This window comes from Clostridium folliculivorans (assembly GCF_024341905.1).
GTDB lineage: Bacteria > Bacillota > Clostridia > Clostridiales > Clostridiaceae > Clostridium_AR > Clostridium_AR folliculivorans.
Map to the genome: position 1 here is coordinate 363,830 of NZ_BQXY01000004.1, position 21,448 is coordinate 385,277.

17 protein-coding genes are annotated in these 21,448 nt (G+C 30.1%); 15 read left to right on the forward strand and 2 right to left on the reverse strand.

Translation table 11 applies throughout. The annotated features are described in order from the left end of the window. Window positions 1–90 precede the first annotated feature (90 nt). From OCU55_RS14610 to OCU55_RS14620, 3 genes are all read left to right on the forward strand, one after another. The gene (locus OCU55_RS14610) at window positions 91–657 is read left to right on the forward strand and encodes a YdcF family protein (RefSeq protein ID WP_261853042.1); all 567 of its coding nucleotides are present in this window, start codon (window positions 91–93) and stop codon (window positions 655–657) included. A 30-nt stretch (window positions 658–687) separates the two neighbouring features. Next, the gene (locus OCU55_RS14615) at window positions 688–1,641 is read left to right on the forward strand and encodes a hypothetical protein (RefSeq protein WP_261853043.1); all 954 of its coding nucleotides are present in this window, start codon (window positions 688–690) and stop codon (window positions 1,639–1,641) included. A 308-nt stretch (window positions 1,642–1,949) separates the two neighbouring features. Further along, window positions 1,950–3,242 carry an alpha-amylase family glycosyl hydrolase gene (locus OCU55_RS14620; RefSeq protein ID WP_261853044.1) on the forward strand — a complete coding sequence of 431 codons (1,293 nt, stop codon included), beginning with the start codon at window positions 1,950–1,952 and terminating at the stop codon, window positions 3,240–3,242. 486 nt (window positions 3,243–3,728) lie between these two features. On the opposite strand, the gene murC is transcribed toward OCU55_RS14620, so the two are convergent. Further along, window positions 3,729–5,105, reverse strand: coding sequence for a UDP-N-acetylmuramate--L-alanine ligase (murC, locus tag OCU55_RS14625; RefSeq protein WP_261853045.1), 1,377 nt, complete (start codon window positions 5,103–5,105; stop codon window positions 3,729–3,731). 624 nt (window positions 5,106–5,729) lie between these two features. Here murC and OCU55_RS14630 point away from each other — a divergent pair. The 3 genes from OCU55_RS14630 to OCU55_RS14640 all read left to right on the forward strand — a co-directional run bounded on the left by OCU55_RS14630 (window position 5,730) and on the right by OCU55_RS14640 (window position 7,553). After that, complete coding sequence (locus OCU55_RS14630; RefSeq protein WP_261853046.1) at window positions 5,730–6,296, forward strand: hypothetical protein; 567 nt, start codon at window positions 5,730–5,732, stop codon at window positions 6,294–6,296. A gap of 311 nt (window positions 6,297–6,607) precedes the next feature. Beyond that, a complete protein-coding gene (locus tag OCU55_RS14635; protein WP_261853047.1) occupies window positions 6,608–7,312 on the forward strand; it encodes a DUF1287 domain-containing protein in 705 nt (234 codons plus the stop codon). Between the two features lie 106 nt (window positions 7,313–7,418). Then, entirely contained in the window at window positions 7,419–7,553 is a 135-nt protein-coding gene (locus tag OCU55_RS14640) for a clostri-philic family protein (protein ID WP_261853048.1), read from the forward strand. Between the two features lie 54 nt (window positions 7,554–7,607). On the opposite strand, the gene OCU55_RS14645 is transcribed toward OCU55_RS14640, so the two are convergent. Further along, window positions 7,608–8,669, reverse strand: coding sequence for an HD-GYP domain-containing protein (locus tag OCU55_RS14645; protein WP_261853049.1), 1,062 nt, complete (start codon window positions 8,667–8,669; stop codon window positions 7,608–7,610). Window positions 8,670–9,277: 608 nt separating this feature from the next. Between OCU55_RS14645 and purR the strand changes: the two genes are divergently transcribed. The 9 genes from purR (at window position 9,278) to mfd (ending at window position 21,346) form a co-directional block, all read left to right on the forward strand. After that, complete coding sequence (gene purR / locus OCU55_RS14650) at window positions 9,278–10,093, forward strand: pur operon repressor (protein WP_261853050.1); 816 nt, start codon at window positions 9,278–9,280, stop codon at window positions 10,091–10,093. Between the two features lie 281 nt (window positions 10,094–10,374). Then, complete coding sequence (gene spoVG / locus OCU55_RS14655; protein WP_183279295.1) at window positions 10,375–10,653, forward strand: septation regulator SpoVG; 279 nt, start codon at window positions 10,375–10,377, stop codon at window positions 10,651–10,653. Window positions 10,654–10,989: 336 nt separating this feature from the next. Beyond that, the gene (glmU, locus tag OCU55_RS14660) at window positions 10,990–12,357 is read left to right on the forward strand and encodes a bifunctional UDP-N-acetylglucosamine diphosphorylase/glucosamine-1-phosphate N-acetyltransferase GlmU (protein ID WP_261853051.1); all 1,368 of its coding nucleotides are present in this window, start codon (window positions 10,990–10,992) and stop codon (window positions 12,355–12,357) included. A 40-nt stretch (window positions 12,358–12,397) separates the two neighbouring features. Further along, window positions 12,398–13,357, forward strand: a complete 960-nt coding sequence (locus OCU55_RS14665) for a ribose-phosphate diphosphokinase (protein WP_261853052.1) — start codon at window positions 12,398–12,400, stop codon at window positions 13,355–13,357. A 255-nt stretch (window positions 13,358–13,612) separates the two neighbouring features. Then, a complete protein-coding gene (locus OCU55_RS14670) occupies window positions 13,613–14,299 on the forward strand; it encodes a response regulator transcription factor (protein ID WP_183279292.1) in 687 nt (228 codons plus the stop codon). Beyond that, the gene (locus OCU55_RS14675) at window positions 14,300–15,715 is read left to right on the forward strand and encodes a sensor histidine kinase (protein WP_261853053.1); all 1,416 of its coding nucleotides are present in this window, start codon (window positions 14,300–14,302) and stop codon (window positions 15,713–15,715) included. It begins immediately after the preceding gene. A 33-nt stretch (window positions 15,716–15,748) separates the two neighbouring features. Beyond that, window positions 15,749–16,939 (forward strand): S1C family serine protease, encoded by a 1,191-nt coding sequence (locus OCU55_RS14680; protein WP_261853054.1) that lies wholly within the window; start codon window positions 15,749–15,751, stop codon window positions 16,937–16,939. A gap of 303 nt (window positions 16,940–17,242) precedes the next feature. Next, window positions 17,243–17,809: an aminoacyl-tRNA hydrolase gene (gene pth, locus OCU55_RS14685; RefSeq protein ID WP_261853055.1), complete on the forward strand. Its 567-nt coding sequence runs from the start codon at window positions 17,243–17,245 to the stop codon at window positions 17,807–17,809. Window positions 17,810–17,833: 24 nt separating this feature from the next. Beyond that, window positions 17,834–21,346: a transcription-repair coupling factor gene (mfd, locus tag OCU55_RS14690; RefSeq protein WP_261853056.1), complete on the forward strand. Its 3,513-nt coding sequence runs from the start codon at window positions 17,834–17,836 to the stop codon at window positions 21,344–21,346. Window positions 21,347–21,448: the final 102 nt, after the last annotated feature.

Sequence of the window (21,448 nt, forward strand, 5' to 3'; positions counted from 1 at the left end):
CCAAGGGCTTCCTTGATTATAAATGGTGCAGTTAATTCTATGCACAAATATTAAAGATTATTACTATTAATAAAGAGAGGAGTATTAATAATGAAAAAGAGGATTAAGATGTTTCTTTCTATAATTATTATAATGTGTATAGCAGTAGAAATATTTATATTCTGGATTCCCCTTTTTACAAGTCCTGATAAGAGTGATGCAATAGTAGTATTGGGGTGTAGACTGAGAGGTGAGACACCAAGTGCTTTCTTAACCGCAAGAACAGAAGAAGCAGCAGAACTTTTTAAAAATGGTTATGGTAAATATATAATAGTTTCTGGGGGAAAGGGACAGGGAGAAAGTATTTCTGAGGCAGAAGGAATGAAAAGGATTTTATTAAGTAAAGGAATAGATGAAGATAAAATAATCATGGAGGATAAATCAACTAATACGGCTGAAAATATAAAGTTCACATCTAAAGTAATGAAAGCAAAAAATCTTAATAGTGCAGTGGTAGTATCTAATGAGTTTCATCTTAGGAGAGCTCAGATTTTATGCAAGAGAAATAAAATTTCAGCTTCGTATAAAGGAGTGTTTGTTAAAGCATATGTTGCCAATGAAATATATGGTGCTATTAGAGAAATTCCAGGTATAATTAAGGATCTAATAGTAAGATAATTTATTATAAAGAGTATTGGAGAGGTAAGGATGTATCGGGAATTAAATGAGAAAATAAGAAACGCTAAAGAGGAAGTTAAGGAAAAAGAATATATTAAGAGAAAGCTTAAGTCAGCTGAAGAATTATTAGCGGAATATGAAAGTGAACTAAAAGATGTTAAAGCAAGACTTCATAAAGAAGAAATGGATATAAAAAAGTTTGAAGGTATAACCCTATCAAATTTCTTAGCGTTACTGTTTCATAACAAAGAAGAAAAATTAGATAAAGAGCGACAGGAATATATTGAGGCTAAGATAGAATTTGATCAATGTGAACAGAAAATGAAAGCAGCACTTGATGATGTGAATTTACTAAGAAAAAAGTTTAATATTGTGAGTGGTGCAGATGTTAAATATAAGAGATTAATTGAAGAAAAGGAATCAGATATAAAAAAGTTTGGAAGTACGGCTACAAAAGAAAGACTGAATAATATGGAGAATGATAGGCTAAGTATTTCTATGGATATAAAGGAATTAAAAGAAGCGATTTTTGCAGGTGAAAGATTACTTGGAGCCATTGATAGTGCAAATGAAAGTATATCTAGTGCAATGAATTGGGGAAAAGCCGATATATTTATGGATAGTATGGTTATATCAATGGCAAAACATAAAAAGATTGATGATGCTCAGGATAAGCTTAATAATATACCATATCTTGTAGATAAGTTTAAAAAAGAGTTGTCTGATGTATCTATAGTTTCAAATGAAATCTCACAAACTATTACTTTTTCTTCTTTTACTAAAGCTTTTGATATATTCTTTGACAATATATTTACGGATATAGCAGTACAGTCAAAAATTGAAGATAGCTATTATAAACTTAAAAATCTCAGCTCACAAGTAGACAGTTGTGTAAGTAGACTTCAATATAAAATAGAAGAAGATCAAGATAAGTTACTTGAATTGGATATTGAAATAGACAAATTCATAGAAGAAGAGTTTTAAGACCTATTATATTAGAACTTAGATCAGGAACGGAGTTAATGGTTCCTGATTTTTTTATGGCTATACAGTAAAAAATAAGACTTATTAGTCTGCCAATTGTTCCTCATATGAATTTGGAAAGGCAGATACTTTAGAAAAGCTCGCTGAAGAAGGTTACTTCAGCGACTTTTTAATGTATAGTAAGGGGATGGAGGTAACTGGTTATTAAATAAATGTAAACGATATTGATATATTATAGAAAGTGAAGTAAAGTAGTTATATAGTTTGATATTTTACTATACTAAATTAATATTTTTGAGGAGGTAAATATGGCTAAAGATACAAAAAAGAATTTAAGAAATAAGATTATATATTCGGTATTTGTAAGAAACCATGGTAAAAGTGGAACTTTCAAAGATGTAGAAGATGATCTTAAAAGGATAAAAGAATTGGGCACAGACATAGTTTGGTTCATGCCTATACACCCTATAGGAGAAAAAAATAGAAAAGGTTCTTTAGGTTCGCCTTATGCTATAAAGGATTATAGAGGTGTAAATTCAGAGTATGGAACTTTGGAAGATTTTAAACGATTGATAGATAAAATCCACTCGTTAGATATGTTGTGTATGATAGATGTAGTTTATAATCATACTTCACCTGATTCATGGTTGGTGGACAATCATCCTGAGTATTTCTACAAAAAGCTGGATGGAAAGATGGGCAACAAGGTTGGAGATTGGACTGATATAGTAGATCTAGATTATAACAATAAAGATTTATGGAGTTATCAGATAGAAACTTTAAGATATTGGGCATCAATAGGGGTAGATGGATTTAGATGTGACGTCGCTCCATTAGTTCCATTAGACTTTTGGTTGTCTGCTAGGCAAGCGGTTGCACAGGTAAATCCAGATCATATATGGCTTTCTGAAACTGTACACCCTCACTTTTTACTTGAGATGAGAAAGAATGGCTTTGTAGGACTTTCTGATAGTGAAATCTATCAAGCATTTGATATGACTTATGATTATGATGTGAATGTAGAATATACAGGTTATTTTAACAAAAACAATAGCTTAAGAGATTATATAAGTAAGGTAAAAATGCAGGAGGCTATGTATCCAGATAATTATGTGAAACTCAGATTTTTAGAAAATCATGATCAACCTAGAGCAAAAAAATTAATACCTGATGAAGAAACATTAAAGATTTGGACAGGTTTTCTTTACTTTCAAAAAGGAACAACTTTAATTTATGCAGGTCAAGAAGCACTAGATGATAAATGTCCTAGTCTCTTTGATACAGATAAAATTCAGTGGAATAATATAAATGATGAGTATATCGAGCTAATGAAAAAGTTAGCAGGGTTAAAGAGAAGGCAAATAGTAGCAGAAGGGTTTTATACACTTGATTGCTTAGCAGATAGTGTTGTATATGGAGCTTATGAGCATGAAAATTCAAGACTCGTGGGTATTTTCAATTTGGAAAAGAAAAAAGGTAACATAGAAGTGCCTTTAAGTGATGGAGTCTATATTAATATTATAGATAATAGTCCTGTATCGATAGTTAACGGAGAACATGAACTTGTAAATAAGCCTGTTATATTAGAAATTGTCCTTTAGAATATTTAAGCAAGATTAATATGGCTTAAAGCAAACTATTGTAAAGTTTAACATGTACCATTTCAATATGAAAATTATTTTTAAACTCTGCTAGGTTCTGAGAGTATATTTTGAAAATATAAATTTTATTATGAAATGGTATATCAATAAAGAGTTCCTATATCAAAACTTAATTTATACTTGTTCGAAAATCACGCACTTATGAATTTTAGCATGTATAAATTAATAGTTGAGTTAGGAACTCTATAAAGGATTCCTGTATTGAAACCTAATTTATATTTGGTAGAAAATCACAAACCTATAATTTTTAACATGTATAAATTAGTGGTTAATAGTGGAATCCTACAAATCTATAGATATAATACTTCATATTGAGATTTATCAAAATGAAGCTTCGTAGGTCAATCGAAAACATTATTTTAATTCAAATAATAGAAGTAGTATATATCTATTATATTTATAAATATTGACTATAAATGAGATTGTCTATGAGTTTAAAAATAATTCTCCAACCTTAACAACATCTCCTGCACCAACGGTGATTAAGATATCTCCATTAGATACTTTATTTTTAACGTAATTAACGGCTTCTTCATGAGAGTGTACATTCACGCAGGATATTCCTTTAGATCTTATAGCATCTCCCAATTCATCAGAGCTTACTAAACCGGTATTTTTTTCTCTGGCAGCATAGATATCCATAAGTACCAGTTCATCTGCATCATTGAATGCTTCAGTAAATTCGTTGAATAAACTCTTGGTTCTTGTATAAGTATGTGGTTGGAAGACACAACAAACTGATTTGTGAGGTATATTCTTTGCTGTGCTCAATGTTGCCTTAATTTCTACTGGGTGATGAGCATAATCATCAATTACTGTAACACCTGATTTTTTTCCTTTAAGTTCAAATCTCTTATGAGCGTTTCTAAAGTCATGTAGCCCGCCTATTATATCCTTAGACTGTAATTCAAATATAAGTCCAATGCATATTGAACAAAGAGCATTTAAAATATTATGCTTTCCAGGTACATTTAAAGTAACAGAGAATAATCTAGAAGCATTTCTGAATACGTCAAAGGTAGCACAGCCATTTTCATCAAATGATATATTTTTAGCAGTTACTTCACCGCTATTTATTCCATAACTCAAAATATTACATTTAGCATTGTTGATTACTGACATTACTCTAGCGTCATCTGCATAACCGACTAGATAGCCATCATTAGGAATTATTGAGGCGAATTTTTGGAATGTCTCTTGAATATGATCAATATCTCTATAGTAATCAAGGTGGTCTGCGTCAATGTTTAAGATAATACCAACAAAAGGTGAGAATTTTAAAAATGATTCCTTATATTCACATGCTTCTGTTACGAAGTATTCGCTATTTCCTATTTTAAAGTTACCATCTATGATATCTAAGTCTCCACCTACCAATATAGTCGGATCTAAATCTGCTTTTAATGTTATATGAGAAATCATAGATGTACATGTGGTTTTACCATGAGTACCAGCTACAGCAACACCATACTTATGACCTAACATTATCTTACCTAGAAACTCAGCTCTATCCATCAATGATATATTTAATCTTTTAGCCTCCAATATTTCTGGGTTATCTGAAGGAATTGCAGCTGTGTATACTACCAAGTCTACATTTTTAAGATTATCACTATTATGACCTATGTAAATTTCTGCACCTTCATTTTTAAGCCTGTTTGTTATTTCGGATTTTTTAGCATCTGATCCTGATACTTTATATCCTTCTCTTAATAGAATAGCGGCAAGACCACTCATACTTATCCCACCGATACCTATAAAATGAACTTTTTTATTTTTATCTTTTATAAAATTAAATGACAAGATATCAACTCCTTTATAAGTTACCATCTATAATTATATACATTTTTTTAGAATTGCACACGTATGAAAACATAATTCATAATTATTTTATGAAAAAAGGTTAAATATGTTACTGTTATTAAAAAAATCAAATGGTTGTTATTAGTGAAATAATAATGTATGATTTATTATAATGACAATCTTATCTGTGATCTAAATATTAAGTCAGTATCTTTCTAAATTTTGAATTCTCAAAGAACTCTAATTAAAGTTTGAATTTTATCTTAATTACATTGAGCTGAGTAAAGTGTTATAAATATTTAACTTCAAGCATTAAGTTAAATGTTCTAAAAGACATAGGATAGCGATTTTTTAATTTACATAACTTAAGTTCACATAAATGGACCCCATACATATGTAGACTATGGCTTATATTAAGTTTTACTATTAATTGGTACATTCCTATAAAATTAAGAAATAATTAATATATATAACATAAATTATAAATAATTAATAATTATAATTATATATATAATTCATAGTAGAAACATGAAAATTCAATGCTATTAATTTTTAGAGTTGAAAGATTAAAGCCTAGAAAGGTTTATTTAATAAAACCTAAATAAAGGAGATCACACATAAATTATGAAGGATAGATATATATATTTGGTGTTTTCAAAGACAGGAACATGGCTTTCTAAGATAATATACCTAATTACAAAAAATAAGTATGCTCACTCCTCGGTGAGTATTGATGATACTTTCACTAAGATGTATTCTTTCGGAAGGACAAGTCCTAGAAATCCTTTTTCTGGTGGATTTGTACAAGAAAACTTATATGAAGGGGTATATAGTATATTTAAAGATAGTGAGTGTGTAATTTACAGAATAAAAGTTTCGGAAGAACAATATGATCAAATAATATCAGAAATCAATAAGTTTATAACCTCTAAAAGTGAACTTAAATATAATTTTATAGGACTATTTGGCGTTTGGTTTAATAGACCGATAAAGAGGAAAAATCATTATTTTTGTACTCAGTTTGTTTCACAAGTATTGTCAAACAGCAATATATATAAATTTGATAAAAAATCAGAGCTTATTAAGAGTGATGATATAATAAACATTCCCAATAAAGAATTAGTTTATAAAGGATATGTTTATAAGTATTCTAGAAAACTCTCTATGATGGATGAATTGCTAGAAGCGTAGTATATTAAAAGAGCAGTTGTAAAACGAACAAAATTAGTTCGGTTTATAACTGCTCTTTTTTACTGTATATGAAAGTATAAAATCTTTATCCTTGATAAACATATAGATTTTAATGGCTTTGTAAGTTTTTTATGTATAGGAACAGCTCATGACAAAGTATTATGAAAAAGTGATCATTACAAATCTAAAGAATTAAGAAGGTTTGGTATATAGCTTTTGTTTGAAAATTATATTTTTAAATAAATTCAATCTAATTAAGTGATACTAAGCAGTCTTCTTCTACGTATAGTATTCAGAAGAGGTGATTTATTATGAATAGGCTTAGAAAATATATATTAATTGCATTGATTGCTTTAGCTATTTTTTCTACATACTATATAATCAATTTTATAGAAAATAAGTACAAAAGTTTATTAAATAATAACTTAATAAGAATTTTCATAAAGAGTGACTTTGAAGTACCTAACAAATATTCTAATGTTGATAAAAATAATAATGGAATTGCAGATCCAATTGATATAGTAAATTCTGCAAGAAAAGAAGTGCAAATTAAGACAAAATACAAAAGTAATTATTATTATGGTGGATATCCTCCGGAAGGTGAAGGCGTTTGTACCGATGTAATATGGAGAGGGTTAAAAGGTGCTGATATTGATTTGAAAACTCTTATGGATAATGATATAAAAGACAATAAAAAAAACTATGTAAGGATTGGGGAGACTCCAGATACTAATATAGATTTTAGAAGAGTTCAGAATCAAAATGTGTTTTTTCAGAGGAAGTGCATAGCTGTTACCACAGAACTTAAGGCAAGAGATCGTGAAAATTTACAGGAATGGCAGCCGGGTGATATTGTAGTTTTTTTGGAGGATTATGAGCATGTAGCTATAGTTTCCGATAAAAGAGATGAGGATGGAATTCCATATGTTATTCATAACACTAATCCCAATGCCAGTGAAGTTAAGCTTTCTTGGTTTAAGTGCCCTATAAATGCTCATTATAGATGGAAATACTAAGTTTATTTTGAAGTTTATATTATAAATAAGGATTAATTTCAAAGATATTACTAAGAATAAAAAGAGAGGTATTGTTGAAAAATATTTTTGAAAGGAGTTGATAAAAATGTCTAATAAAATAAGAAACAATGTAACTGATGATGGAAAGAGAAGACAAAAACTTCATAGAGATCAAAATAATAAGGGAGATGCAAAAAATATTCCTCAGTATCAAAATCTCAATGGTGAACCAATAAAGTAAAATATCAGATTCAGCTGAAAATCAAAATAGAATTTTAGCTGAATCTTAATAAGTTTATAAAAGGTCAACTATCTTTAAAGTTGAGTTAGACATTAAGTTAATAACTTCATCATTAATAGATATCCAAGGTTTTGTGATGGAGTTTAAATCTATCTTTACTATTTTTCCTATCCTTCCGTCATTAAGTACAACCAATTCGCCTATATAATAATTTAATATATTATTTATAAAGATTGTCCCTATACTTGGATCTAGTCTTCCAAATATCTCAGCTTTTATTTCCTCTAAAACTACAAGTGCACATTCTTTATTTTTATACACTCTATTTGAGGTCATTGCATCGAAGATATCAGCAATGGCTATTATTTTTGCAAACTTAGGTATTTGAGATCCTTTTACTTTAAGCGGATAACCAGATCCGTCCTCTCTTTCGTGATGAAATAGTATTCCGAAAAGTATAGATTGATCTATGTAAGGTATTTTTTTCGCTATTTCATATCCCAGAGCGGAATGTGAGTGGCACTGAGTTATTTCTTCGTTGGTCAATTTTGTTTTCTTATTAAGAATACTTGGGCTTATCTTTGCTTTGCCTATGTCATGTAGTAGCGCGGAGTATGTTAAGAAAACTATTTCTTTTTTAGTTAGATCAAGCCACTTGCCAATTAAGGAGCTAATAGCAGCAACATTTACGCAATGTCTTGTAAGATATAGGTTATCCTCTCTTTCATCAATTATATTTTTTATTACTAAACCAGTTTCACTCAATTCATCTATTACACCATCGCATATTTCCCTTACCTCTGACATGTTAAACTTATCGCTTTCTCTGATAGAGTGAAAAATATTCTCTGCAACTGAAGACATTCTGTTGAAAGATTCTTCTATTTTAACCTTCTTCACAGAATTTCTGCTTTCAAAGAGAGTTGAATTATTAGGGTTTGTTTCTGTATAAATCACTATTCGTACAAGCGGAAAATTAAGCTTTATTTTCTCAGCTAGATTTTCTGAAATTTCTGTTCCTTTTGTTAAAAGTACAGAATTGTTAATAACTAAATCTTTAGCTATAATCATACCATTTTGCAATTCATGAGATGAGATTTCTTGAACAATCTTCATAATTAGATACCTTCCTTTAATAATAACGATGGACAATATATTTTGTATTGATGTTTAAAAATAATAAGTTTTATTACGAAGTGGTACATCCATAGACATACTACTTCAAATTGAAATTTATCAAAATAGTACTTCGTAAGACAGTCGAAAGCATTATTTTGAGTCTAATGATTAAAGTAGTATGTCAGTTTAGCGGAATAGATATCCCATTTCCAAGGTTTAAAAACATACCCATAAGCTATTTAACTATTAAATGTATTTTACTTGATAAATACATTTAATTTAGAACTGGTATATCCATAGATGTAAACGTATAAGGAACCTATAAAAATATTAATTATAAAGCTACATATATATATATCGTTTAGTATATATAATTATATTAGAATTTAATAGAAAAATTAATAGGATTTGTATAAAATATAAAAAAATTAAATTAATTCATTACAAAAAGTTCAATTATATTACAATAAATTTATTCGTAGAGTTTATAATATATAATAAAATGGTTAAAAAGATTGATTCTGGATATAATATTGAATACAATATGAATGATAGTATTAAAATTTATATATATAATTCGTAAAGTATATGGTGTAGGTGATATTTTGGAAAAGATAAGTAGAAATGGTAGAATTGCAGCTATAACTAAGTATTTAATAGAAAATCCTAATAAAGTTATTGGCTTGAATACGTTTTCTGAGTTACTAAATGCAGCTAAATCCACAATAAGTGAGGATATAGTGATAGTAAGAGAACTTTTAGAGAAAATGTATATGGGAAGAGTTGAAACTATATCTGGAGCAGCTGGTGGCATCAGATATATAGCTGAAATAGGAGAAACAGCAAAAAAGGATTTTGCAAATAGGCTTTGTGAAATGTTAAAAGATCCTAATAGAGTGGTTCCAGGTAATTTTATATACATGACAGATGTAATGTATAATCCTGAAATAATCAGTAAAGCAGGACTTGTATTATCTTCGTTTTTCAACAAAGATGAAATAGATTATGTAGTTACTGTAGAAACCAAAGGGATTCCTTTAGCATACGAAGTTGCGAGAAACCTTGGCGTGCAGCTTGTAATAGCAAGAAGGGATAGTAAAGTTACTGAAGGACCAACGGTTACTATTAACTACGTATCTGGATCTTCAGGTAGATTACAACAAATGTCTCTTTCGAAAAGATCGTTGAAGACAGGAAGTAAGTGTATATTTATAGATGATTTTTTGAAAGGCGGAGGCACAGCAAAAGGAATAACGGATTTGTTAAAGGAATTTGACAGTAATCTAATTGGTATAGGGGTACTAGTAGATAACGTAGGTACTAACAAAAAACTTATAAATAACTATGTTGCAATAGCAGAGTTAAAAGGTGTAGAGGAAACTGGAGAGGTTATAATGAATCCGTCGCTTCTATTCCAATAGAAATGATAGATAATTATTAAAGATGTACCAATTCCAAATAAAATCTAAATACATAACTAAGTTATCGCTATTATCGTTAGTGAATAAAAAAATTATTAACTTAGTTTTAAAGTGTAGAACTGGGATATCTATGTATATTGTGTTTTATATAATTTAGTAGTGTATAATTAGATTGATTTTAGGAACAATAAAAAATTTTCAAAAAATTTAATTTAAAAAAGAGGAATTTAGTAATTTTTGAAGAATTTATAAATCAATAAAGCAACTGGAGGTGTAGTGAAGTGCAAATCACAGACGTTAGAATCAGAAAGATAGCTGCTGAGGGTAAAATGAAGGCAATAGTTTCGGTAACCTTTGACAATGAATTCGTAGTTCATGATATAAAGGTTATAGAAGGTCAAAATGGTCTATTTATTGCTATGCCAAGTAGAAAAACTCCAGATGGAGAATTCAAAGACATAGCCCATCCAATAAATACAGATACTAGAGAAAAGATTCAAGAAGCTATTTTAACTGAATATGAAAAGGCATTAGAAGCAGATACTGAAGATGCCGAGTAGTGCAGATAAAGGGAAGTTGATACTTCCTTTTATTTTTTTTTTACTTAAAAAGGTATAAAACTTAATGTTAACTAAAACAAATAATTTTAGTTGATTGTTATAGCCTTTTAAGGAATACAGTAAAAAGTAAAATTTGTTGCCTTTCAGGTTTTTCTAATATACTTTCGAAAAGGTAGCTCCGTAAAAGATTTACTATATAAGATCAATTTAGCTAATTTTTTATAAAAAGTTGAAATAGTGATTTATTTAAAATATAATATAATAGGCGTTAAGCTCAGATTATAAAATTAATTGAATATGCTATTAATTTAATGTAACTCATAAAGAGGTGATTTAATGTATAAATGTGCTATAATTTTAGCCGCTGGTCAAGGAAAAAGAATAAAATCAAACTTACCTAAAGTTTTGCATAAAGTTGCTGGAAAAGAAATGGTTAACCATGTTATTGATACTATAAGAAGTTCTGGAATAAATGATATTAATGTAATAATTGGAAAAGGTGCAGAGCTTGTTAAAGAAAGAACAAATAGCAGAGAAGTTTCGTATTCAATGCAATTAGAACAACTGGGAACAGGTCATGCAGTGAAATGTGCGAAGGATTTTTTTAAGGATAAAGATGGTGTTGTAGCAGTATTTACAGGAGATGCTCCACTAATAACTAGTTGTACTGTAGAAAACCTTATAAAAACGCATATAAAAGAAAATAATTATGCTACACTTTTGACATCAGTAATTGATGATCCAAGTGGATACGGAAGAATAATAAGAAGTGCTGAAGGTGTAGAAAAGATAGTAGAACATAAAGATTGTAATGAAGCAGAGCTTAAAGTAAATGAAATTAATGCAGGAATGTATTGTTTTGATATAAAGAGCTTAAGCGAAGCTCTAGAAAAGTTATCTAATGAAAATGCTCAAGGTGAATATTATCTTACAGATATTGTTGAAATATTCAATAGTGAGAACAAAAAGATTGGAGCAATGATAACAGAATTTGAGCAAACAATTGGAGTAAACTCTAGAGTTGAATTAGCTAAAGTTGAAAAAATACTTAGAGATAGAATAAACAAATTTCACATGGATAATGGAGTTACGCTGATTGATCCAAATAGCACATATATTGGTGCAGATGTTTCGATTGGACAGGATACTATAATATATCCAGGTAATTATATAGAAAGAAATTCTGTAATAGGAGAAGAGTGTATACTGTATCCAAATTCAAGGATAGACAACAGTACTATAGGTAATGGTGTTGAGATACAGTCTTCTGTAATAATAGATAGTACAATAGGAAATGAGACTACTGTTGGGCCATTTGCGTATATTAGACCAGAAAGTAAGATTGGAAGTAAAGTAAGAATTGGTGATTTTGTAGAAATAAAAAAATCCACAATAGATGATAATACTAAAGTTTCACATTTAACATATATAGGTGATGCAGAAGTGGGCAAAAACTGTAACTTTGGATGTGGAACTGTAGTGGTAAATTATGATGGAAAGAATAAGCATAAAACTATCATAGGGGACAATTCCTTTATTGGTTGCAATACCAATTTAGTATCTCCTGTGGAAGTTAAAAATAATACTTATATAGCTGCTGGTTCTACTATAACTGAAGAAGTTCCTGAAGGAAGTCTTGCTATAGCTAGAGCAAAGCAAACCAACATAGAAGGTTGGGTAGATAAAAAAGGACTGAAAAAATAGTTTTATTAGCTACCCCAAATTTTAAGGAGGTCTTCACAATATGATAACCCATGGAAAGAATATCAAAATATTTACTGGAAATTCACATCCTCAATTAGCACATGAAGTTGCAAGTATTCTAGGTTTACCTATAGGTACTGCAAAGGTAGGTACGTTTAGTGACGGGGAAATTTCAGTAGATATTGGAGAGACTGTTAGAGGCGCTGACGTATTTTTAGTTCAATCTACAAGTGCTCCAGTTAATAATAACCTTATGGAATTACTTATAATGATTGATGCATTTAAGAGAGCTTCAGCAGGAAGAATAACAGCCGTTATACCTTACTACGGGTATGCTAGACAAGATAGAAAAGCAAAATCAAGAGATCCAATCACAGCAAAATTAGTGGCAGATTTACTTACGGCTGCTGGAGCAGAAAGAGTATTAACTATGGATTTACATGCAGCGCAAATTCAAGGTTATTTCAATATACCTGTAGATCACTTGATGGGAGCTCCTATACTGTCTAAGTATTTCGTAGAAAAGGGATTAATAGATAGAGATGATGTAGTTGTGGTATCACCAGATTTGGGTAGTGTAACTAGAGCTAGAAGATTTGCAGACAGACTTCATGCACCTATTGCAATCATTGATAAGAGAAGACCTAAAGCTAACGTTTCTGAAATAATGAACATAATTGGTGAAGTTAAGGGAAAAAGATGTATACTTATAGATGATATGATTGATACTGCAGGAACAATAGCGAATGCTGCAAATGCTCTAAAGGATTTAGGAGCAACCCATGTATATGCATGTTGTACACATGGAGTTCTTTCGGGACCTGCATTTGAAAGAATAAATAGTTCAGCTATTGAGGAACTAGTTATGCTAAATACTATAGCTCTTCCTGAAAGAGAAGATTTACATAAGTTTAAGTCATTATCAGTAGCTCCACTTATTGCTGAAGCTATAAATAGGATATATGACGACAAGCCATTAAGTAAGTTATTTGAAGGCTAGGCTTACTTATACATAAGTAAAAAACATTTTTATGATATATTTATAGATGAAAGATACTATCGATTTATTGGTAATAATAAATAAGATAGTGTCTTTTTTTTGTAATAACTTTTACTATAACTGATATATTTATAGGAAAAATTCAATTGAATAATATATATGTAGTAAATAATTTGTAACATTTTTGAAAAGATATATAAAAGAAGAGTATAAGTGTGTTAAATTTAATATATAAAGAAATGAGGAGTGTTAGATATGGATGGACTATTAGGAAAGATACTCATTGTTGATGATGATGAAAATATATGTGAAGTAATAAAGATGTATTTACAGAGTGCAAACTATGATACTAGAGTAGCTAGTAATGGAAGAATTGCGGAAGAAATGTTTTTAGATTATAAACCGGATTTAGTGTTATTAGATATGATGTTGCCGCATATAGATGGCATTGATGTTTTAAAGTGGATTAGGAAAGAGCATGAAACGCCTGTAATAATGCTTACAGCAAAGGGTGAAACATTTGATAAAGTACTTGCATTGGAGCTTGGGGCAGATGATTACATTGTAAAACCTTTTGAACCTAAGGAAATGATTGCTAGAGTAAAGGCTGTAATGAGAAGATATAATGTGGATTCAACTAATAAGGAAACTTTATATTTTTCAGAGCTTGTTATAGATGCAAATTCTTATAATGTTGTCTATAAGAGTAATGAGATAAAGATGCCACCTAAAGAGTTTGAATTGTTATATTACCTAGCATCTAATAAAAACAGAGTGTTTACAAGAGAACAGTTACTATGTGAGGTTTGGGGATATGACTATCCAGGAGATTCCAGAACTGTTGATGTTCATGTTAAGAGATTGAGAGAAAAGTTACATGGAGGTTCTAATTGGCAGCTTGAAACTGTATGGGGTGTAGGATACAAGTTTGAGGTGAAGTAGATGAAGAGGAACAGTTTAGTTTCTAAACTTTTAGGAACGTTTACTTTGATAATAGCAGGATGTCTAGTAATAATAGCTATAGTGTTATCTGTTTGGTTTGAAAACTATCATTTTAATCAAAAAAAGCAGCAACTAGATATACAGGCTAGCTTAATAGCTAAAGAAAAGGCTAAGTTTGATGATGAGGAAATTACATTCAATGATTTGGAGAAGTTTGTAGATTATAGTGGTCAATCTATAAAATCTGATATTTTAGTCACGGATTTATGGGGTATAGTCAAAGCATATAGTGAAGATAAGAGTAGTCTTATGAGAATGCAAGTAATTGACAGTAAAAATCTTAATGAACTTAAAAATGGTATATCTATTGAGGTGAGGAATACAGATAATAAGATACTGGGAGAATCACGATACATTTATTACAAACCTATAATGTACGGAGATACTTTTGCAGGTGCTATAGTTATGATCACGCCTTTGGAGCAAATAAAAGGTCAATTAAAACAAGTTTATGCAATCATATGGATAACAGTTCTAATTGCCTTGATATTATCTAGTATAATAATATATTACGTATGTAATAGGATGCTTATAATTCCATTAGCTAAGATAAATATTGGTGCTAAAAGACTGGCAAAAGGTGATATAGAGAATAGAGTGTATATAAGTTCTAAGGATGAAATAGGTGAATTGGCCGATTCGTTTAATATAATGGCAGAGTCTTTAGAGGAAGTAGAGAAAAATAGAAGAGAATTTATTTCTAATGTTTCTCATGAATTAAGATCGCCAATAACTTCAATCAAGGGATTTATTGCAGGTATTCTGGATGGCATTATTCCTATAGATAAGGAAAAGTATTATTTGGGTATAGCTTATGAAGAGATACAAAGGCTTACAAGGCTTATAAATGATTTGCTTGATTTATCAGCAATGGAAGCTGGTAAGCTAAAATTGAATGTTTCTCAAATAAATATAAATGAAATAATTAAACATTGTACCATAAGCCTAGAGCAAAAGATAAAAGAGAAGAAGTTAAAAGTAGATGTGGTATTAGAGGGGCAAAATCTGTATGTAGCTGGTGATAAAGATAGGATAATCCAAGTAGTAAATAATCTTATTGATAATGCAATTAAATATTGCAATGAAAGTGGTGATGTAAAGATAACCACTAGATCAAAGGGCAGTAAAGCATTAATCAGTGTTTATAACGATGGACCTATGCTATCAGAAAAAGAAAAAGCCTATATCTGGGATAGATTTTATAAGTCAGATAAGTCTAGAACAAATAAGATTAGTACTGGCTTAGGATTGCCTATTGTTAGACATATACTTTCGTTACATGGTGAAGACATCTGGGTAGAGAATAAGGCGTCAGATAAGGGAGTAGTCTTCACATTTTCACTAAAAAAAGTATAAAATGTATGGTTTTAATACCGTAGGAGGTGCTACATGGAGAAGGAGGATAAAACTATACGCATCGAAAAATCTTCTAAGAAAGATGATACTAGCAGTTTAGAAGGAATGATAAGATTTAAGGAAAATAAAAGAAGAAATAATATAAAGAGATTAACAAAAGGTATTATAATAATCTTGGTTGCATCAGTAGCAGGGGCTATCTCAGGTGCTTATATTGTTGAGAGAAAATATGGACTGAAATTAAAGGACAGTAATAAGACGATATTTCAGATTATAGACACTAGAGAAAGTTCTGCCACTTCAGGGGAGGGGCAAATTAGTTCGGTTGTTTCAAAAGTTTCTCCTTCTATAGTAAGTATAAGTAATAAAGAAGAAAACTTTAATATAAATAGTTATACAAATGTAACAGGAATAATATATAAAGAAGATGGATACATAGTAACAAACTATAGTTCTATATCAACATTTGATAAGATATTAGTAAAAAGAGCAGGCCTCGGAATTAAAATTGAGCAAGGTAGGATGATTGGGTACGACAAAACAACTGATTTGGCTGTTGTTAAGATTGATTCCGATAAGTTACCTGTTGTAAAGATATCAGACCTATCGGATGTTAGAGAAGGCGGTTTAGTAATAGCTTTAGGTAATTGCATAGGAGATGATTATATAGGACTTGTTACATCTGGAATAATTACTTCGACCAATATAAGATTCAATGTTGAAAATGCAGATTTAGGCAAACAATCCGTTAGAACTTTTCAAACTAATGCAATAATAAATAGGGAAAATAATGGAGGAGCCTTAACGGATATATATGGAGAGGTAATAGGAATAAATAATTTACCTATTACTAATAAGTACTCTTCTCAAGGACTAGGAATAGCTATAAACATTCAAGATGCAAAGAAGATAATAGATTCAATAATAAGTGATAATGAAGTGAAGCTTGTTAACCTTGGGTTTAGAGGATGGAATCTTACATCTAAGCAAAACAAAGATATTGAAGGGGTGTATGTAGAAAGTGTAGTTGCTAAAGGAAGCGCTGATGCTGCAGGAATGAAGCCTTTTGATATTATTATAGAGATGGATGGCAGGAAGATAAAAACATTGACTGAAATTAATGATGTAATTAATTCTCATAATGTTGGGGATAATATATCCTGTAAAGTACTAAGAGGAAAAAATACAGTAGAGTTAACTATGAAACTTTTACAAAAGGTGTGATATAAAGCATGCTTGCTATAATATATAGCAAATGCATGCTTTGTTGCATTTTTTATTTTATATTTGTATTATAGAGATATGCTAGTTCCAAATAAAATCTATATCTATGATTAAAATATTATTGATAGTTAAAATCATAATGAATATAGTTTTAACAATAGGGATGGGATATACTTTCTTATGTTTAGATAATGAGCTTGAATCATTAGACTCAAAATATAAGTTTTGATATATATAAATAAGTAATAGTTATACAACTGAATTGACTATAAAAGATAAAATTCGCCTAATGGAGGTAAGCGTATGTATTTAGTAGTAGGCCTTGGTAACCCTGGGAAAGAGTATACTAATACTAGACATAATATAGGGTTTGATGCAATTAATTATGTTGCTAATAAGTATAATATAGAAATAAATAGGGAAAAATTTAGAGGTGTGTATGGAGAAGGATACATTAACAACAATAAAGTTATCCTACTGAAGCCAACAACCTATATGAATCTCAGTGGAGAAAGCGTAAGAGATATAGTAAACTTTTACAAAATAGATAGTGATGAAATTATAGTATTGTATGATGATGTTAGTTTGGAAGTGGGAAAACTTAGAATAAGACCAAAAGGAAGTGCTGGAGGTCACAATGGAATAAAGAGTATAATAGCAAATTTAGGAACAGAAGAATTTCAAAGAATAAAAATCGGAGTAGGACAACCTAAACATGACCTTGTTTCACATGTTTTAGGAAAGTTCAATTCGGAAGAAGATAAGATCTTAGAAAAAACGTTACCAGCTGTTGTTCAAGCTGTTGAGGTTATAATAAAGAATGATATCAGCGAAGCAATGAATAAATTTAATGGATTTAAAGCGGAATAATAATGTATTACAGGTGGTGTTTCTATGAGATTAAATGGCCTGATGGAGCCGTTGAATAATAGTATTAACTTTCAGAAAGTTAAATCAAATATTGATAGGGATCGATATCCGTTTTCTACTTACGGAGTGTCTGAATCAGGAAAGGGTTATCTAATAAGTGGTATATTTGAAAATAGTGATAAATCTATAGTTGTAATTACTCATAATGATATTGAAGCTAAAAATTTATATGAAGATTTATTACTATATACTACTGATGTATACTACTTCCCTTCAAAAGAAATAGTTTTTTACAATATTGACGCTATTTCAGGAGATTTAAGATGGGCTAGACTAAAAGTTTTAAAAGAGATTTTGGATAGTAGAAAGAAAATAATAGTAGTATCAATTGAGAGTTTTGCAACGGTATATACTCCTAAAGATTTATATATAAGTCATACCTTTAGAGTTGCGGTTGGAGATGAAATAAACTTTAAAGATTTTTCTAAAAAATTGATAGAGTGCGGATATGAGAGAATGGATATAGTTGATGGTAAAGGTCAGTTCTCAGTCAGAGGAGGTATATTAGATATATATCCTCCTAATACTGCGTTACCATATAGAATAGAACTCTTTGGGGATGAGATTGATTCTATAAGATTTTTCAATTTAGAAAGTCAGCGAAGTATAGATAAAGTTAAAGAAATAGAGATCTTTCCAGCAAAAGAAGTGATATTAGATGATGAAACTATACAGAAGGCTATAACTAAGATTAATGAGGAACTATCAAATTTTATAAAATCTAGAGATAATAGCGATAAAGATATAATATCAAAGATAAAATCAAATATTAGGTCAAATATAGAAAATCTTAAAGAAACGTGGTCCTTTGAAACAATTGATAGTTATCTACCTTTTTTCTTTCAAAAATTATCAAGTTTTTTTGACTATTTTGAAGATTATATAATGATTATGGATGACGATCAGAGATGTAATGGCAAATTAGATAGTGTTATATATGAATTTGAAGAAAACTACTCCTCATTTCTTGAAAGAGGAGATATTTTACCATCCCAAGGAAACTTGATACTAGGTAAAGATATTTTAGTACAGAAGTTTAATTCATCTAGACTAATAACGATAAACGCATTTGCCAGGAACAGTGATTTTATTGAAAATGTCGATTCTATAGCTTTTTCCCAAGTAACATTGAGTAGCTATCATGGAAGAATTGATATGTTGATAGATGACATAAAAGAAAAAAAGAAAAATGGATATAAGACTATTATATTATCAGGAACAAGGCCCAGGGGAGAAAGGCTAGTAGATACCTTAAGAGATAGAGATATTGAAAGTGTCTATAAAGATATAATAAATGAAATACAATTTGGTGAAGTTATAATAACCTTTGGAAATCAGCTAAAAGGGTTTGAGTTCACAGATCTAAAGATTTGTGTTATATCAGATAAAGAAGTATTTGGAGAAGCTAAAAGGAAGTCAGTAAGAAAATCTCCTAAGCAAAAAGGCGTTTCAAAAATAAAGAGTTTTGCCGAATTAAAGCTAGGAGATTATGTAGTTCATGCTAATCATGGGGTTGGAGTATATAAAGGAATTAAACAAATTGATGTTAGTGGACATAAGAGAGATTACTTGGATATAGAGTATGCTAAAGGTGATAAACTGTATGTTCCTGTGGACCAATTGGATCTAGTTCAAAAGTATATTGGTAGTGAAGGAAAGTCTCCAAAGATAAGCAAGCTTGGATCAAGTGATTGGCAAAAAGCTAAAGCTAAGGTTAAAAAGTCTATAAATGAGATTGCGCAAGACTTAGTTAAGCTATATGCTACGAGGAATACCTTAAAAGGACATAAGTTTTCAAATGATACTCAGTGGCAGGATCAGTTTGAACAAGAATTTCCTTATGAAGAAACTCCAGACCAATTGACAGCGTTAGAAGAAATAAAAACAGATATGGAATCTGGAAAGATTATGGATAGACTGCTATGCGGAGACGTAGGATACGGAAAAACTGAGGTTGCATTAAGGGCTGCATTTAAAGCTGTAATGGATGGTAAGCAAGTTGCACTACTTGTTCCGACAACTATATTGGCAGATCAGCACTATGGTAATATGAAGAAAAGATTTTCAGATTTTCCTATAAAAATAGATATGGTTTCTAGATTTAGAACAGCTAAGCAACAGAAGGAAACTTTGCAGGCAGTAAAAGAAGGGAATGTAGATATACTTGTAGGAACACATAGGTTAGTATCTAAGGATATACAGTTTAAAGATTTAGGACTGCTTATTGTGGATGAGGAACAACGATTTGGTGTAACACAGAAAGAGAAAATAAAAAACATAAAGAAAAATGTGGATGTATTAACTTTGAGTGCTACACCTATACCAAGAACGCTTCATATGTCTCTTACTGGAGTAAGAGACATATCAGTAATAGAGACTCCTCCAGAGGATAGATATCCTATACAGACTTATGTGGTAGAGCAAAATGATCAACTTATAAGAGATTCTATTCTTAGAGAAATAAATAGAGGAGGGCAAGTTTTCTTTGTATATAACAGAGTCGAACACATTATGGAGATGTCTGATTATATTCAAAATCTTGTGCCAGAGTGTAAAACAACAGTAATTCATGGTCAAATGACAGAGAGACAACTGGAAAACGAAATGATGGCGTTTATGAATAATGAATATAATGTCCTTATATGTACTACAATAATTGAGACTGGTATAGATATGCCGAATGTAAATACCATAATTGTATATGATTCAGATAAGATGGGGCTGTCTCAGCTTTATCAATTGAGAGGGAGAGTTGGAAGAAGTAATAGAATAGCTTATGCCTATTTTGTATATAAAAAAGATAAAATTTTAACTGAAGTAGCTGAAAAACGATTAAGGGCCCTAAAAGATTTCACTGAGTTGGGGTCAGGATTTAAGATTGCCATGAGAGATCTAGAAATAAGAGGAGCTGGAAATATGATGGGGTCAGCCCAACATGGACATATGGCTACTATTGGGTACGATCTATATTGTAGAATGCTAGAAGACACAATAAAGATAATAAAGGGTGAAATAGAGCAAGAGCCTATAGAAACATCTATTGATATTAAAGTCGATGCGTTTATTGATTCTCAATACATTGAAGATGAATTGCAGAAGATTGAAATATATAAAAAGATTGCAGCCATCGAAAGCATACATGATTATATGGATGTAAAAGAAGAGTTAGAAGATAGATTTTCTGAAATTCCTGATGCAGTATATAACCTCATGGATATAGCTTATATTAAGAGTAAGGCTAGAAACCTATGGATAGAGGATGTTAAAGAAAAAGATGGAGAGGTTTTATTCCAATTCCAAAGTAGAGATAAAGTAGATAAGGATATATTTAAAAAGTTGCTTGAGAGATATAAGAATAATATAATAATAAGAATGGGTGATAAACCTTCTTTTGGATATAAGTTAAAAGATATAAAGAGAGAGGATATATTACCTGCGCTTAAAAATATGGTAGATAGTTTAAGTAAAAATGCTTAAATATAACTGGAATTTAAATGCAAATTAACTGAATTAGCTGTATAATGATAATAAAAATAATTTATATAAACCATATTATGTTAATAAATAAATAAATTTACC

Bases quoted from the DNA above. Each gene is read 5' to 3' on its own strand.
- OCU55_RS14640 (WP_261853048.1), top strand. From the start codon at position 7,419: ATGTCTAATAAAATAAGAAACAATGTAACTGATGATGGAAAGAGAAGA.
- mfd (WP_261853056.1), top strand. From the start codon at position 17,834: ATGAGATTAAATGGCCTGATGGAGCCGTTGAATAATAGTATTAACTTT.
- pth (WP_261853055.1), top strand. From the start codon at position 17,243: ATGTATTTAGTAGTAGGCCTTGGTAACCCTGGGAAAGAGTATACTAAT.
- OCU55_RS14615 (WP_261853043.1), top strand. From the start codon at position 688: ATGTATCGGGAATTAAATGAGAAAATAAGAAACGCTAAAGAGGAAGTT.
- OCU55_RS14630 (WP_261853046.1), top strand. From the start codon at position 5,730: ATGAAGGATAGATATATATATTTGGTGTTTTCAAAGACAGGAACATGG.
- OCU55_RS14665 (WP_261853052.1), top strand. From the start codon at position 12,398: ATGATAACCCATGGAAAGAATATCAAAATATTTACTGGAAATTCACAT.
- OCU55_RS14635 (WP_261853047.1), top strand. From the start codon at position 6,608: ATGAATAGGCTTAGAAAATATATATTAATTGCATTGATTGCTTTAGCT.
- OCU55_RS14680 (WP_261853054.1), top strand. From the start codon at position 15,749: ATGGAGAAGGAGGATAAAACTATACGCATCGAAAAATCTTCTAAGAAA.
- OCU55_RS14670 (WP_183279292.1), top strand. From the start codon at position 13,613: ATGGATGGACTATTAGGAAAGATACTCATTGTTGATGATGATGAAAAT.
- OCU55_RS14620 (WP_261853044.1), top strand. From the start codon at position 1,950: ATGGCTAAAGATACAAAAAAGAATTTAAGAAATAAGATTATATATTCG.
- OCU55_RS14610 (WP_261853042.1), top strand. From the start codon at position 91: ATGAAAAAGAGGATTAAGATGTTTCTTTCTATAATTATTATAATGTGT.
- OCU55_RS14675 (WP_261853053.1), top strand. From the start codon at position 14,300: ATGAAGAGGAACAGTTTAGTTTCTAAACTTTTAGGAACGTTTACTTTG.
- OCU55_RS14645 (WP_261853049.1), bottom strand. From the start codon at position 8,669: ATGAAGATTGTTCAAGAAATCTCATCTCATGAATTGCAAAATGGTATG.
- glmU (WP_261853051.1), top strand. From the start codon at position 10,990: ATGTATAAATGTGCTATAATTTTAGCCGCTGGTCAAGGAAAAAGAATA.